A 16,328-nucleotide genomic window follows, 5' to 3' on the forward strand; every position below is an offset into this window, starting at 1 on the left:
TTAAAAAATAATTTATTTTTAAAAGAATTATAAGTTATTGAATTGTATATAGAAAATAGTATTAATGTATATATCATGTAAATTTATTATATTTATATACAATGTAAAAGAAAAACTAAATATAGTTTTCAATCTATTATTTTTTTAAGAAAGTAATGATTTTTTTTATATTAAATAAAAAAGAAAGGAAGAAGTTAGTGATAGAAACAATTAGAAAGGAATCAAAAATTTTTAAAGAAGAAATCAAAAAAATAGATAGTGTAATAAAAACAAAACAAAATAATAGTTTTAAAGATTGAAAAACAAAAATTAGAAAAAGAAAGAAAAAAACATTTTGAACAAATTAAAAAAATAGACAAGATTATAAATATTAATGAACTTTATGAAATACAAAAACAAATAGAAAAAAATAGAGAAGAAATATTAAAATTAAAAAATCAATTACCAAATAAACAATTACAAACAACATATATGATAAAAAAATGAAAAGAAAACATAGTGGCATTAGATGAAGAGATATCCAAAGAAAATGATACGAGAAGAGAAATTAGATAGTGAAATAAGAGTATTGGAAGTTGAAGGAACAAATATAGAACAGCAAATTGAAAATTTTAATGCTCATGATTTAAATAAAAAATTAATTTTATCAAAGTTAAAATTAAAAACAGCAAGATTAACTGTTAAGTTAGAAAGAAGAACATACAAAACAAAAAGAATATTTTGTAAAATTGCTAGAAATGAACTTGAAATAGCAAATAAATTTTTTTCAATAAAACAAGAAAATTGATGATTATGTCCAAATCTAAAATCAGAAAAAGAGGTTTTAGATGCAAGATTAAAAATAAGATTAAAATTGAAGATGGAAAATATTTGTGATTTAAATCGTAGTATGAGTAGAAGAAATTTAGATATTGCAAAAATAGATAAAAAAATTGCAAAATTAAATTTTAGTATAAATAAAAAAAATATTGAAATTAATGGTTGTCTTGCAGTAGTAAGACAAATTTATAATTCACAAAGTATAAAAACACAAATAAAAATATTATTAAAATCTCCTTTTATTTGATTGAATAAACAATTTCAAAAATATAAATATGAATTAACGTTAAATCAATATCAAGCTCAATTAGAAAAATTAGAAAAAGAAATCCAAAAAATTAGAAACAGATAAAGGAGGGCGAAATTTTTCTAATAAATTTTGAGTTATTATTAGTTGTGGTCGTTTTAATAATAATAGAAGCAATGAAATTAAACAACAAAAAAAGGCAAAATTATATGAAATTAAACAAAAGATTTCTGGATTAAGAAATCAAGCAACTATGCAATCTCAACCTTCAACATCTAGACATGCTGTATCTTGAAATGAAATGGATCCTAATCGCTGTTTCAATGAAATTGGATATAACGATGATAGGGGGTTTACTTCTTCGTTTTAATATATTAAATAATTGTAATAATAAAAAAGTGAATTATTAATTCACTTTTTTATTATTATATAATGTATTTTTTCAGTTAATATTTTTAACTAAAATGTGTTATTTTTTTATATTTCATCAAAAGAGAAGTTAATGACTTTACTTTTACATAACTTGGATAGATGGTTGATTTGAATCTGGATGATCTATCGGTTCGCTTTCATTTATTAAGTTTGCATTAAATGGTTGAAAATTAAATTGTTTTATTAATTTTTTAAAACTATAATTTTGTGCTTGTTGATTAGCAAATCTTTCAATTCCTTTTATACTATTGGTTGCTATTTCTTTTGCAATTGAAATTTTTGTTCAAAATCAATCAAAATAAGAAAAAGAAAAAGAAGTAAGAGTATTTTCAAGAATTACTGTCAATAGTGTTAGTGGAAGTGCTTTTTTAATATTTTCTAAATTTATTTCTTTTTCTTCGCCATAAAGACCAGTTAATATATTTTTAAAAATTGATACAAAAAGAAGCATACTAACAGTACTACCATATTTAATAATTTTTGAAAAGTTTTGATTTTTTAAATTTTGTCATAATTTTTCAATGCAAGGTTGAGCAATTTTATCAAAAATTAATTCTTCAATTAAAATACTAGTAAAAAAGATACTTATTCTTTCTATAAAAGATATGAAGTTGAAATTTTCTTCACTAACATGTAAATATAAAAATTGATCTCAAATACTAATACCACCAATTACTAAAGAAAAAGATAAGTATTTTCATTTATTTTTTAAAGAAATAAGTTTGTAATTTAAATAAGATAAATTCATTACTATAACACCACTAATACCACTCATTAATACATCTCAAAAATTATGATAAAGATTTTCAGGTAACTTTTCTTTATGAAAATAATTTTTAGCTTCAAATAATAATACTGATCCGAAAGCAAAATTTAAAAAAATTGTATTAGGTAAAAACATATATTTTGAACTTAAAAATTTTTTAAAAAAATTAGGTTTTTCTTTATTTATTGGTAAAAAAGTAGTTAAATCCAAGTCATTTAAATTATTATTGTATTCTCTTTCTTCTTCATTATTGTATATTTTATATTTTGTTTCAATTTTATTATTTTCATTTAAATTTGATAATTCTAAAATAACTGCACCATCATTTAATATAATTTCTTTCATTAAATATAATTGAGTATTAATATTTGCTATTTTTTCATTTAAAACATCACCTGTTATAAATTTCGTATTATATTCTCAATTACCATTAATATCTAATCTTTTTTGTGTTTTTCCACCATAACGATCATCAGTATCCCTTCAATCATTGCTAAAATTAACAATAGTATGTACTGAATCACCATCAAATAATAAATTGTTTAAATTATTATTTTCTCTTGCATTTGTTATTTGAACATCATTTAAAGTTATAATACTTTCAGTACTAGATGAATCATTATGATTTATTGATATATGTGAATTATTAATTCCATTATAATTAATATGTTCATTTATTTTTAATAAAGGTAATTTTTCTGTATTAATCATTTTTTCATCCCTTTCAAAATAAAAAAACCATTTACTTTAAAATGAAAGTAAATGGATTAAAAAACTTATATTAATTTTTATATTTATTATAAAGAAATAAAACGTATTTCACAATATATTTTTATCTAGTATTTTAAATAAAGTTTATTTAATTTATTTTTTATTAAAAATATAATTGAATATAAACTAAAAAGAAAAAAATATGGAAGAAGCTAAAAAAGCAAAACTATTAAAAATGATATCATAAAGAAATATAATCAAAATAAATATAAAATAATGATAAAAAATCAGAAAAAAAGTTTTAGACAAAGTAGTTTAAATATTAAAAATAATTTAATTATTAGATTCTTTAATATCATTAAACAATTATCACAGTGAATTCAATTATCATCATAGGCAGTTTGATTTGCTTCTATTTTAATAAAAAACAATTCTGGGTACCCAGAATTGTTTTTAAAGAAAAATTAAAAGTTATTAACGATCATCACCATTATTAATAGTACCTTTAACAATAACATAATCACATTTTGTTAATGCAGATAAATCTTTACCACCAGCATAAGAAATAGCAGATTGTAAATCTTCTTCCATTTCTTTATAAGTATCAGCAATTGAACCTTTATATGGAACAAGTATTTTTTTACCTTCAATATTTTTTGCTTCCGCTTTGTTAAAAATACTTGCTGATCCAAAATATTCTTTGTAAGATTGACCATTTATTGTAACAATTTTGCCAGGTGATTCATCATAACCCGCTAAAATACTTCCTGCCATAATCATAGTGGCACCAAAAGCTATTGCTTTAGCAATATCACCATTACATCTAATACCACCATCTGCAATTAATGGTTTAGTGGTGCTATTGGCAACATCTTGTAAAGCATTTAATTGTCAACCACCTGTACCAAATCCAGTTTTTAGTTTAGTAATACAAGCTTTTCCTGGACCAACACCAAATTTAATTGCATCAGCGCCTCATTTTTCTAAATCTTTAACAGCGGTTTTTGTCATAACGTTACCAGCAATAATAAAAGGTTTAGTATTTGTTTTAGCAAAAGTAGTTTTTATAAATTTAATCATTTCTTCCATAACATTACTATGACCATGAGCAATATCAATAGTAATAAATTCCGGAATTAGATTCAGTTTGATTAATTGTTCAAGTAACTCTTTATCCTCTTTTTTAACACCAATGCTAATTGAAGCATATAACTTTTGTTCGTGCATACTTTTAATAAATTTAATTTGATCGATATTAAAACGGTGCATTACATAAAAGTAATTATTTTTAGCCAATCAAATACATAATTCTTGGTTAATGACAGCACTCATATTTGCTGGAATAATTGGAATTTTAAAAGTAAAACCATTTAGTTTAACACTGGTATCACATTCTTTTCGTGATTTAACTATTCCTTTATTTGCAATTAGATTTATATCTTCAAAATCAAATTTCACATTCATTTTTTATTTATTCTCCTTAGTCTTTACTAATTGTAATAGTCAAAATATGTACATATTATTTTATAACGTTTTAAATAAAATGCTAAAGGACTAAAACACCATTAGTATTATATATTATTTTTTTGCAATTTAATTATCTTTATTATTAATTAAGTCTGATAATTGATTAATCATTTTCTTTAAATTAGTAATTAATGGGTTATAAACATCAATTTGTGTTAAATCAACACCCGCATCTTTTAAAATATCTAATGGATATTTGCTGCCACCGGCTTTTAAAAAGTTAAGTAAATTTTCTTTTTTGCCGTTTTTAACATCTTCATAAAGTTTATAAGAAACGGTAATTGAAGTAGCATATTTATAAACATAATAAGGTGAGTGGAAAAAATGAAGAATTCGTGGTCATGAGTATCCTTTTGCTTTTTCTTCGTATTTATCTAATGCTTTTTGTCCATATTTATTAGCTGTATTTTCAAATAAATCAGCCAAAATATCGGCGTTTAATGGCACTTCTTTTTCTACTAATTTATGTGCTTCTCATTCAAATTCAGCAAATTGAATTTGACGAAAAAAAGTACCAATTACAGTTTCAATATGAGTTTGTAGTAAGTAAATGCGTTCTTGATTATTTGAGGCTTTATTATATAAATAATCAAAGGCTAGATGTTCATTAACTGTTGAAGCAACTTCAGCTAAAATAATTGGATAGTCAGCATTTGGATATTTTTGATATTTTTCTGAAAATAGGGTGTGAACAGAATGACCTAATTCATGAGCTAGTGTATTAAGTGAATTAATAGTATCATCTCAATTCATTAAAATAATGGGTTCTACGCCATTACCACCCGTTGAATAAGCACCAGTTCGTTTATTTGTGTCTTCATAATAGTCAATTCTACCTGGTAATAATGCTAAGTTTAATTGCTCTAAATATTCATCACCTAAGATACTTAAAATTTCTTTGACTGAATTAATACCTTCTTCAACACTGAATTTTTTGGTTGGTATTGTTGTCATTTTTAAACTAGTATCGGTACTATAAAATTTTTTAAATTTAAAAAATTTACGTTTTAAATTATAAAATTCTTCTACTAAAATAGCGTGTTTCTGTCCTGTTTTTATTAAATTTTCATATAGCATTAATGGTACATCATCACTTAATAGACTATATTCTAAAGTAGTTAAATGTTTTTTATTATCTTTTTCTTTATCGTTGTTACGAATTTTTATTTCTTCAACAGCTACTTCTAAAATGCTTTCATAAACTTGTGCTAATGAATGTTTTTTATTTTTAATATCTTCATAAAATTTTTTTGAAATATCAATTCTTAATTGTTGATCTTTTACTGGATTACTATTTTCTAAAATGTCTAAATATAAAGTTTGTGTTAATTCTTGTTCTTTATTTTGATAATTAAACATTGTTTTTTGTTTATCAGCATAAACCAAACTATCATATAAACCACCAGCAGCACTTCTTGATTTGCTAACTTTGCTTAGTAAAGTTTCATCGTGCTCACTTAAAATAAATTTTTCAAATTTAAAGAAAACTTCCATATCATGTTTATATATCATTAATGAGGGGTCATTATTAATTCAGTTTTTAATAGTTTGTAAACCAATAGTTTTGATTTCTGGTTCAATTCATGCTAACTTTTCCGATAACTTACTTTGTTGAGTCGCAAATAAACTAGATAATTGTTGCAATTCTAAGTTAGTTTGATCTAAATCTCCATAATGTAAATATTGCACAACTTTAGACCCTAACATTGATATTTCTTTGCTAATTGCTAAATATTTTTTAAAGTTATCAATATTATTTAATTTTCCTTTAAAAGTTAAAAGTTGATTGGCAAATTTATCAAACTCAGGTAAAGCTTTTTTTCAAGAGTCATTATTAATAAATAAATGCTTAAAATCTCAGCAGTACTTTTTTTTATCTTTTTCATTTAATTCAGAACGCTTCATAGTTTTTGCTCCATTCTATGGTAATATTACAATACAATAATAATACAATAATATTGTTTAACTTATCTATTTTTGTTGTAATTTTTGAAAATATTAATTCAGATATATTGTAATTATTTTAATATTACCATTTAGGAGTGAAAATATGGATAAAAATATTCTACTTAATGTTAGTAGTAAACTTGAATTAAAATTAAAATTAACAGCGGTATTTGCTGATAAAGTTCCTCATGAATTGATTGCTAAAGAAAAAAATAAATTAACATTAATTTCTGAAGATAAAACTTATTACCTATATTTAGGTGATAGTAAGGGCTTAACTCGTAATGATGTTTATAATTTTTTTGTAAATTTTAGTAGTAATAATAGTCAAGATTTGGATATTGATGTCAAATCTTTTGTTACGAGTAATTTAGATGAAAGTATACTTTTACAAACTATATATGAAGCATTATGATTCGGTACTTTTAAAGAATATACTTTAAAAAGTAAAAACAATGAAGAAAAAAAAGTTAAATATAATGTTGTTTCAACAGCAAAATTCCCTAACTATACTTCACAACAACAAATCGAAATTCAAGGAGAAAGTATTAATTTAGCACGTAATTTCCAAGATATGCCACCTAATTTGTTATATCCCGAAGTTTTTGCAAAAAAAATTCAAGATGCAGCAAAAGGTATTAAAAATTTATCAGTAAAGGTTTTAGGGCAAAAAGAAATAACAGAACTAAATATGAATTTATTATTAGCAGTTAATGCTGGAAGTAATTTTGATGCTCGTGTTGTTGTTTTAGAATATAAAGGTGATCCACAGCATGCCGATGATATTTTAGGATTAGTTGGTAAAGGAATTACTTTTGATAGTGGTGGTTATTCACTAAAACCTTCTTCAGCAATGAAAGGTATGAAATTTGATATGTCGGGTGCAGCTAGTGTATGTAATGCTGCCATTGCTGCTGCTAAATTACAATTAAAAATAAACTTTGTAGCTGTTGCTTGTTTAACAGAAAATAAGATTGGTAGTCATGCTACTTTAGTAGAAACAGTCTTTACTTCAATGAATGGTAAAACTGTAGAAATTAATAATACCGATGCCGAAGGAAGGTTGGTATTAGCAGATGGTATGACATATGCTTTACGTAAAGGAAAAGCAAATCGTATTATTGAATTATCAACTTTAACTGGTGCAATGCTAGTTGCATTAGGTAGTTATATGACTGGTGTTTTTGCTACTGATGATAAATTATTTAATGATTTTGATTTATCATCACAACAAACTAATGAAGAAATTTGAAGAATGCCAATTCATCAACAAAATATTTTAAATATGCGTTCATCTAAAATAGCTGATTTAAGTAATCTTTCTAAAGATCCATATGGTGGTTCATCAAATGCTGCTGCATTTTTAAAAGAATTTAGTGAAGATAAACCATTTTTACATTTAGATATTGCGGGAACTGCTTATAAAAATGATCGTGGTATGGGTGTATTAATTAAAACATTAGTTCAATATATGAAAAATTATAGTACAAGTAAATAAAGTTATAAAAAGGAATAATCATAACAATTATTCCTTTTTTATTTTATAAAAAAGTTATTTAACAATATTTTTAGTTAATTGGTATTGAAATAATATTTGATTCTATTTTTTGTAGTGTTTTTAATAATGGTGGTAGTTGAGAATTATTAATTTTATTAATATTTAATCGATTACTTGTATCAATAGTATCATTTAATTTAATATTTATTTTTTCTAAGATTTTAATGTTTTTATCAAATTTTTCATAATAATTTTTGACTAATTTTTCTAAATTTTCTTCAGTAATATTTGAATTTAATTGGAAAATTGAATTGTTTGAGTAAACAGACTGATAATATTTTTTAGGAAAATTACATATATAACTTAATGCTTGACAAGTATATGTATTTTTAAATTTTTCTCAACAAAAATCAGTAATATTAAGTTTAAATGAAAAACCAATTTGGGCTATTATTGCAACTATTATATTTTCTTTAGTTATTAGTAGTTTTAAATCTTTTATAAAATCTATTTTTTTGTTAGCACTTATTTGAGCAGTAATAATATCAAAATAACTATCAAGTGTCATTGAAGATACTATTGATATTAATCAAGTAAATAAATATTTAATATTTTTACAAATATTGCTATTGTAGTTATTATTAGGATTTAAAGTTTGTATTTCTAAAATATTTTGTATTTCATTTAAATTAAATTCTAGTTTAATAAAATTTAAATCATATCATCTTTTTAAAGCAGTTATTTTTTCATATTCTAATTCAATATCAGCTTCACTAATAGTAGGTTTATTAATAATTTTTTTAATGCATTGTCATAATAATGAGTGTTTAATATTTTTTAATCCATTTTCAAATAGATTAAATTTTAATTTAAAAATTATTAATGCTAAAAAGGACACAATAATAGTTTCAAGAGCAGTAAAAGTTTTAACAAAGGATGTTGGATTTAAAGGTAAATCATTGGCTATATCGTTTTTTATAATACTTATAGAACTAGCAAAAGCTACTCCGCTAGTGAAAACTGCGAAAGTAGCAATAATTTTTATTAATTCATTAGTAATTATTGAATATGCTTTAAGATTGTTATTAATGTTTTCTTCAATGGTTAATATAATATCATTTTCAGTATTATTATTTAAAAGAGTTTTCAAACTTTGTAACTAATTGTTGACATAAGTTTGAAAACTCTTTTATTTGTGTTACTAATGTATTTTTATTTGCTTCAAGAACATTAATTTTAGTTTTTATTTCCTCAAAATTGAGGTTAGATGTTTCAATAGTATTAGTAAATACTTTATCTTTTATTTTATTTCATATTTTATAAAATAAAGTTTTTTCTAATTGACTATTACCGAAATTTGTTAAACATTTCTTTAGAAATGAAACAAAGAGTGAAACAGTAGTATTGCCAAGTACTTCTCATTTAATTAAAGTAGTAAATGCCTTTTTAAAATCTATATCCTCATTACTATTTACTTGAGTGCTAATAATGTTTAAACTAGCAATTATAATAATAGCTGATGATATTCATAGTGACCCCAAAACTAAATGTTTAATTTCTTGGTAAAATCCATTAGTTCAATTTTTAATAGTTTGTCTTCATGTGCTAGTATTATTTGATAGTGGTAATAAAGGTGTGGTTTCAGTTATTAATGATAATGGCATTAGTATTCTCCTTAATTACTTAAAATATTTGTTTTTCTTTTTAATCTTTATAATAAATTCAAATAAAATCAATAATATTTTATTAGAAATATTACTTTTCTAATCTAATAAATATTGGGACGGTAACAAAAACGGAGGATATAATTACTTTTTAAACATTTCTTTAAAATTTTAGACAAGAAATAATTGTAATTATATGCAATTGTAAATACATCTTACTACTAAATTAAATGAATTACAATTAAAATACAAATATTGAAAAAATCAATAATAAAATTTAATATTTATACACAACAAAAATTCTTATTAACTTTTAATTTAATAAGTTTTTAAAATTTTAATAAAAAAATAAATTAAATTATGTTTTTAAATTTATTTGATTACATTTAAAAATAACCATTTTAATATAAATATTTATGTTATAAGTTCTATTACCAAGCATTTCTTTTAAAATATGTCAAATATTACCTTCTGTAAAACAACCTATATTTCACTTTGCACCTTGATTTTCAATACCTTGTTTATTATTTTTAAAATATTGTTTTTTTAATTTTTTATGGTTTTTTAATATTTCATTCATATATTTTATTAACTCATCATATTGACCATTTTCAATAAAATTTCTACAAATCTTATATTCATCTCAATATTTTCCTTTATTTCCAGCGATTATTCCAACATATAATTTTTTAACTAAATGGAATTTATCTAAAACAAAATTTGCACCTAAATAATCAGCAACTTCTTTAATTCATCCTGCACTATCTCCACAAATAATAATTTTTGCTTGGTCAAAATTTTCAAAAAATCTATTTCCTTGTTCTTTAATAAATTCAGCAGTTTTTTTAACTCCAATTGCTGTTTTTGTTGGTCTTATTATTACATCTGCTCTTTTATTAACTAATTTATGATTAACATTATCTGTACAAAATAATACTAAACGCATTGAATATTTACCAGAATTGCGTTTAAATTTTCAAAATTTTCGATGTCCATCATCAATACTAATATAAATAAATTGATTTGGTTCTAATTTTATTTTAGGAACATCTAATTTATTAACTTGATATTCTTGAAATAATCTACTAATACTTGTTGTACTAAATTTTGTTTGCTTCATAGTATGTAAAATATCATGATATCTTTTTCCATCAGCAAAATATTCAATAATAGTTTGGATGGGTTACACTTTATTGGACACTAATTACGTAGACAAGTGAACAAATTAGTTAAAAGAAAGGAAATATAATTATGGCCAATATTAACTCATATAATGATGAATTTAAAAAACAAATAGTATCTTTATATCAAAATGGCAAATCAGTATCTTACCTTGCTAAAGAATACAACGTTACAAGAGCAGCTACTTATAAATGAATTAAGCAATTTACAAATTCAGGCAGTTTTAAAACTAAAGATAATCTTTCGGATTTAGAAAAACAATTAATTCAAGCAAATAAAGAATTAAAACAATTAAGAATGGAGAATGATATTTTAAAGCAAGCAGCACTAATAATAGGCAGAAAGTAGAGATTATTACAAATAATAAATCTAAATATAAAATTCGTCCAATTTGTCGTTTTTTAAAACTTTCTAAATCAACATATTATTTTAATTTAAAGAAAAAAGAAGATAAAATCAAAAAAAATATGTATGATGAAGCTGTTATTAGTGCTTTTAAATTTAATATCAAAATACACTAAATTATCATTTAAAAATCATCATAACAAAGTCAATGATAGCCAAATAAGCAATCTTGTGATTAGAAACTTTAATAATAGGCTTAAAAATGAAGTTATTGTTAGTGATTTAACTTATGTTCAAGTTAATGGTAAGTGAAACTATATTTGCTTATTAATCGACCTATTTAACCGCGAAATTATTGGACATAGTGTTTGTAGGTACTAAAAAAGATGCATCATTAGTATATCAAGCATTTATGCAATCAAATCGCTGTTTAAAAGATATTCAAATATTTCATAGTGATCGCGGTAATGAATTCAATAATAAAACTATTGATAAACTTTTATTAGCATTCAATATTACCCGTTCTTTAAGCAAAAAAGGTTGTCCTTATGATAATGCTGTTGCTGAAGCAACTTTCAAAACTTTCAAAACTGAATTTATTAATGATAAAAATTTTACATCATTAATCCAATTAAAATTAGAATTATTTGATTATATCAATTGATACAACAACATACGAATCCACAGCACTTTAAACTACCTAACTCCAGTTAAATATCATGAAAAAATGTCTACCAAAAAATAGTCCTAAAAAGGGTTGCCATTCCAATATTCTATAATGTGTTTTATCTTTAAATATATATTTTATATAATTTTGATTATTATTATTTTTATCTGTTATAATTTCTCCTACTTCTTTTCATTGTGGAATACTTGGTGTATTTTTTAATTCAATATCAAAAGTATTTTCTGATAATTCATTAATTTTTAAAGTATTAGAATTAATTTTTAAAGGTTGAATCATATCAATTGTATTAGGAGAATTAATTTCTAATGTATTACTAATAATTTGATAAACATTCCTATCTGCTTGTTCTAATACTTCTAAACTAATAATTGCTCCACCATTACCACCATTTAAAGTTAAACTTCAATCTGTATTATCAAAATTAATATTTAATGTACTATCACTATTACCAATTTTTCCCGAAGCAATTCTTCAATTACCAGTACCTATTAATTGAGGTGATTTAAAAAATATAACTTGTTGATAACCTTTATTTAAAGGATTTTCTTCTGTAACTTCTCATGTAACAAATACTCTATAAATATATTGATTAAAAGGTGCAGTTGGTATATGTCATTTCTTATCATTAACTCTATTACCTATTCCTTTTCATTTAATAATTTTAAAATCTGCTAATTTTTTATCTATCTCAGTTTTATTATAATAATCAGATAAATTAGGTATTTTTTCTTTTAATTCATTAATAGCACCAGCAACAGTTTTATTAGTAGTTTCTAAATTAGGAATTTCTTGACCAACAGCATTTATTTGAAATGCAATCGGAAATTGTGCTTTTGTATCTTCTAATTTTTTATCTACTTCTGTTTTTATGTAATAATTATCTAAATTAGGTATTTTATCATCTATATATTTTTTATTTGGAATATCTAAATCATCAGTTATAACTGGATTATTTCTATAAATTAAAGTTTTACCACCAACATTAGTTTTAATAACTTCATTAACTAATCTTGTAGTATTCTCTTTATCATCTTTATTATTAAATATTCTATTTTCATCAACTGAACTACCACCAGAAGCACTAATTTTATTATTTTCATCAATAGTTATATTAGTACCAGCAATTAATTTATCTTGTTTTTTATCTAATAAATTATTAGTTTCTAGTTTTGTATAGTAATCACGTTCAGTACTATCTTCTACTATAAATTCAGTTGGTGTACCTTTTCCAATATATTGATATATTTTAGAAATAAATCCTGAGTAATATGTTCCAGGTGTAGCACTTGCACGAATTTTATAATTACTGCAAGTTAAATATAATCTAATATTATTAATTTCATCTGAATAAAAAGTATCTAATAGAGTATATGATTTTATTGCAGATTCTTTATCTAATTTAAATATAGATTTTCTAGTATATTTATATTTATAAATATCACTTTCATAAATATAACCTCATATTACTAATATTTCTTTATTTAAATTATCAGTTGAAAGTTCATTTGATATTTCTTTTCATAATGGACTAGTTTCAATATTAAATCAGTTATTTTTAATATCATCAATATTTTGTTTATTAATCTCAATTTTATTTTCTAATAATTTGATATTATTATCAACTTTAGTTTCTAATAATTTAATAGTATTTTCATTTGTAGTAATTCGTTTTTGTTGTTTAGCAGAAAAATCACAAGTTGGTGCATGTGTATAATCACCAATTTGTGGATTATTTTGTAATGCTTCGGGGGGTAATGTACCAATTTCATCAGGTCAATCTAAAATCATTGTTTCAGTTTCTTTATCATAATCAGTTGCAACATAACCTTTATTAATAAATTTACTAACAGGACCTCTATATATTTCATTTTCATTATCATCAACTAAATCATCATATAATTTAATTTGTTTTGATAATGTAAATTCTTTTTGTTCTTTTATTAATTCATCAACTTGATTTCTAGTATAAAATGCTTTTAAGTCAATTTTTTCAACATCTATTTCATCATCATTATAACTTGAAAATATTTGTTTTAATTCTGTTAATCTTGCTCATATTTTCATTCTACTAGGTGCTAAATCTCAAACATTAATTGTAGGAGTACTATTTGCACTAAATTGACTACCATTATTAAATTGAATAGTAGCATCAACATTAAATTCAATTGGTGTACGATTAAATACTCAATGTTCAACCATTACATAAACCATATCTCTTAATGTTTCTTTAATTAACTCATCTTTAAAACTATCAAAAGGAAATTTAGATAAAATAAAATCAAGATAAGCATTAATATCATTTTGAGCACGAATAGCAAAAGTTTTAAATCAATCATTAACATTAGGTCATGTTTGTATGTATTGCTGTGGCGTTTCTGTAATTTTTCCAGTTAATGGATATCAGTTATTATAATTTTCAAGACTGACATCAGTTCAAAGTTTATTAATCATAATTTATCATTCCTTAAAAAATGCTTGTTTATAATGATGAGTATGTTTTTTTGTTTTTTTATGTGTTATATGTTCAATTTCTTTTTGTATTTTATTTTTGCCTTTTTTTAATTTTTTCTTACTTTTTGCTACAACTTGACTAGACTATATGCAAACTTTTCTAAATGATGTAATAATCCAGTACCAAATAAAGTATTTACTGAAAATTTTAAACCAACATTTTTAAATGATTTGTTAATATTTTCAATAGGATTATTAATAACATTTACTACTTTATGATAAGTTCTTATTATTCTAAATATTTCTCTATATACTTTAAAACTATCTTTAATTACTTGTTGAACAACTGGCGGAGCAAATGCTATTGCTTTTAATCATTTATTATGATTTACTCCATAACCAATGTATCAACCACTATATCAACGATATCAATGAAATGGATGTATTTGAGTAACAAAAGTTTTTGCTTTAAGAATACTATCAACAACTGTAATTGGTTTATATTTAGGATTACGATGATAAATAGTAATTGCACATTTATCTAATGATAAAGGTTGAATTTTACAACCCATAAATACTGGTGAATTTAATGGAATTAATTGTGCGTGTTTAATTGCTCTTTTTTCTGCACTAGTAAATAAAAATCAGGGTAATGTTTAGTAATCTGTGTAACTTACAAAAATAACTATGTTTAATTAATTCTAGTAAATATAATTAAATGACTAGAAAGAGTGAGTTACAGATGGCTAAAAAAGATAACTTTAATAATAATGATCCAATATCAAAAGCAGTAGATTTATTATTAGAAAATACTGAAGATTTAACAACAGTTTTTAAAGAAGGGGGTTTATATAAAGAATTAACAAAACGTTTAGTTGAAAAAATGTTGAATTCTGAGATGCAAAATTATTTAGGATATGAAAAAAATCAACATAGTAATAGTGACAATGCTCGTAATGGTATAAGTTCAAAAAAATTAATAACTCAACAAGGTAAAATTGAGATTGATGTACCACGAGATCGTAATAGTAATTTTACTCCTGTAATAGTGCCAAAAAGACAGAGAAGATTTGATGGTTTTGATCAACAAGTTCTTTCCTTATATGCAAAAGGTATGACATTATCAGATATTAGAATGCAGTTACAAGAGTTATATCAGGGTGCTGATATTAGTGAAAGTATTATTAGTCAAATTACTGATGATGTGATTGATGATGTCAAAGCATGACAAAATAGACCATTAGAAGGCATTTATCCTATTGTTTATTTTGATTGTATAGTAGTTAAAGTACGACAAGATAAACGCATTATTAACAAATCAGTTTATATAGCTTTAGGAGTTGATTTAGAAGGTAAAAAAGATGTTTTAGGTTTATGAATTAGTGAAAATGAAGGTGCTAAATTTTGATTAGCAAATTTAACAGAAATGAAAAATCGTGGCTTAAATGATATTCTTATTGCCTGCAGTGATAATTTAACAGGCATGTCAGAAGCAATACAATCAGTTTATCTTAAAACAGAACATCAATTATGCATAGTTCATCAAATTAGAAATAGTTTGAAATATGTCTCATATAAGCATAGAAAATCTCTAGTTGCAGATTTAAAACCAATTTATACTGCATGTAGTGAAGAACAAGCAATGCAGGCTTTAGAATCCTTTGAAAATAAGTGAAATAAACACTATCCTCAAATTGCTAAATCTTGATATAAAAATTGAGATAATTTAATGGTTTTTATTAGTTATCCTGCAGAAATTAAAAGAGTGATTTATACAACAAATGCTATTGAATCTGTAAATAGTCAATTACGAAAAATTATCAGAAATAAAAAAGTTTTTCCTAATGATATGGCAGTTTTTAAAATATTTTATTTAGCAATTGAAAATATAACAAAAAAATGAACAATGCCCATTCAAAATTGAAATACAGCAATTGCTCATTTTATGATAAAATTTGAAGATAGAATTAATCTAAACTAGTACTTTGTAAAACAAAGATACACAGATTACATAAAAGCCTCTAAATCAGTTGTTTTTTCTTTTAATTTAT

Annotated in this window: 12 protein-coding genes and 1 pseudogene; 5 read left to right on the forward strand and 8 right to left on the reverse strand. The window is 23.1% G+C overall.

The annotated features are described in order from the left end of the window. The first annotated feature begins 197 nt into the window (after nucleotides 1–197). Nucleotides 198–347, forward strand: coding sequence for a hypothetical protein (locus ACI2WJ_RS02625; protein WP_338958239.1), 150 nt, complete (start codon nucleotides 198–200; stop codon nucleotides 345–347). Between the two features lie 161 nt (nucleotides 348–508). Further along, nucleotides 509–1,171, forward strand: a complete 663-nt coding sequence (locus ACI2WJ_RS02630; protein WP_400254749.1) for a hypothetical protein — start codon at nucleotides 509–511, stop codon at nucleotides 1,169–1,171. A 409-nt stretch (nucleotides 1,172–1,580) separates the two neighbouring features. Here the strand turns inward: ACI2WJ_RS02630 and ACI2WJ_RS02635 are convergent, their stop codons facing one another. The 3 genes from ACI2WJ_RS02635 to pepF all read right to left on the reverse strand — a co-directional run bounded on the left by ACI2WJ_RS02635 (nucleotide 1,581) and on the right by pepF (nucleotide 6,407). Then, complete coding sequence (locus ACI2WJ_RS02635) at nucleotides 1,581–2,975, reverse strand: hypothetical protein (protein WP_400254750.1); 1,395 nt, start codon at nucleotides 2,973–2,975, stop codon at nucleotides 1,581–1,583. A gap of 474 nt (nucleotides 2,976–3,449) precedes the next feature. Next, on the reverse strand, nucleotides 3,450–4,439 hold the full coding sequence (locus ACI2WJ_RS02640; RefSeq protein WP_400254751.1) for a GMP reductase: 990 nt from the start codon (nucleotides 4,437–4,439) through the stop codon (nucleotides 3,450–3,452). A 129-nt stretch (nucleotides 4,440–4,568) separates the two neighbouring features. Next, nucleotides 4,569–6,407: an oligoendopeptidase F gene (gene pepF / locus ACI2WJ_RS02645; RefSeq protein ID WP_400254752.1), complete on the reverse strand. Its 1,839-nt coding sequence runs from the start codon at nucleotides 6,405–6,407 to the stop codon at nucleotides 4,569–4,571. A 145-nt stretch (nucleotides 6,408–6,552) separates the two neighbouring features. Here pepF and ACI2WJ_RS02650 point away from each other — a divergent pair, with 145 nt between their 5' ends. Continuing rightward, a complete protein-coding gene (locus ACI2WJ_RS02650) occupies nucleotides 6,553–7,947 on the forward strand; it encodes a M17 family metallopeptidase (protein WP_400254753.1) in 1,395 nt (464 codons plus the stop codon). A gap of 70 nt (nucleotides 7,948–8,017) precedes the next feature. Here the strand turns inward: ACI2WJ_RS02650 and ACI2WJ_RS02655 are convergent, their stop codons facing one another. From ACI2WJ_RS02655 to ACI2WJ_RS02665, 3 genes are all read right to left on the reverse strand, one after another. Beyond that, complete coding sequence (locus ACI2WJ_RS02655) at nucleotides 8,018–9,097, reverse strand: hypothetical protein (RefSeq protein ID WP_400254754.1); 1,080 nt, start codon at nucleotides 9,095–9,097, stop codon at nucleotides 8,018–8,020. Then, nucleotides 9,078–9,611, reverse strand: a complete 534-nt coding sequence (locus tag ACI2WJ_RS02660) for a hypothetical protein (protein ID WP_400254755.1) — start codon at nucleotides 9,609–9,611, stop codon at nucleotides 9,078–9,080. The genes ACI2WJ_RS02655 and ACI2WJ_RS02660 overlap by 20 nt, the downstream gene beginning before the upstream one ends. Before the next feature lie 358 nt (nucleotides 9,612–9,969). Then, the gene (locus tag ACI2WJ_RS02665) at nucleotides 9,970–10,731 is read right to left on the reverse strand and encodes an Mbov_0401 family ICE element transposase-like protein (protein ID WP_400254756.1); all 762 of its coding nucleotides are present in this window, start codon (nucleotides 10,729–10,731) and stop codon (nucleotides 9,970–9,972) included. A gap of 131 nt (nucleotides 10,732–10,862) precedes the next feature. Here ACI2WJ_RS02665 and ACI2WJ_RS02670 point away from each other — a divergent pair. Beyond that, nucleotides 10,863–11,883, forward strand: a pseudogene (locus ACI2WJ_RS02670) (IS3 family transposase). On the opposite strand, the gene ACI2WJ_RS02675 reads toward ACI2WJ_RS02670, so the two are convergent. Both ACI2WJ_RS02675 and ACI2WJ_RS02680 read right to left on the reverse strand, forming a co-directional pair. Beyond that, nucleotides 11,839–14,277 carry a hypothetical protein gene (locus ACI2WJ_RS02675; RefSeq protein ID WP_400254757.1) on the reverse strand — a complete coding sequence of 813 codons (2,439 nt, stop codon included), beginning with the start codon at nucleotides 14,275–14,277 and terminating at the stop codon, nucleotides 11,839–11,841. The pseudogene ACI2WJ_RS02670 and the gene ACI2WJ_RS02675 sit on opposite strands and share 45 nt — an antisense overlap. A gap of 128 nt (nucleotides 14,278–14,405) precedes the next feature. Further along, nucleotides 14,406–14,849, reverse strand: coding sequence for a hypothetical protein (locus tag ACI2WJ_RS02680; protein ID WP_400254758.1), 444 nt, complete (start codon nucleotides 14,847–14,849; stop codon nucleotides 14,406–14,408). Nucleotides 14,850–15,019: 170 nt separating this feature from the next. Between ACI2WJ_RS02680 and ACI2WJ_RS02685 the strand changes: the two genes are divergently transcribed. After that, nucleotides 15,020–16,258, forward strand: coding sequence for an IS256 family transposase (locus tag ACI2WJ_RS02685; protein WP_400255219.1), 1,239 nt, complete (start codon nucleotides 15,020–15,022; stop codon nucleotides 16,256–16,258). Nucleotides 16,259–16,328: the final 70 nt, after the last annotated feature.

The organism is Spiroplasma endosymbiont of Cleonymus obscurus, from assembly GCF_964273375.1.
In the GTDB taxonomy this organism is placed as follows: domain Bacteria; phylum Bacillota_I; class Bacilli_A; order Mycoplasmatales; family VBWQ01; genus Spiroplasma_E.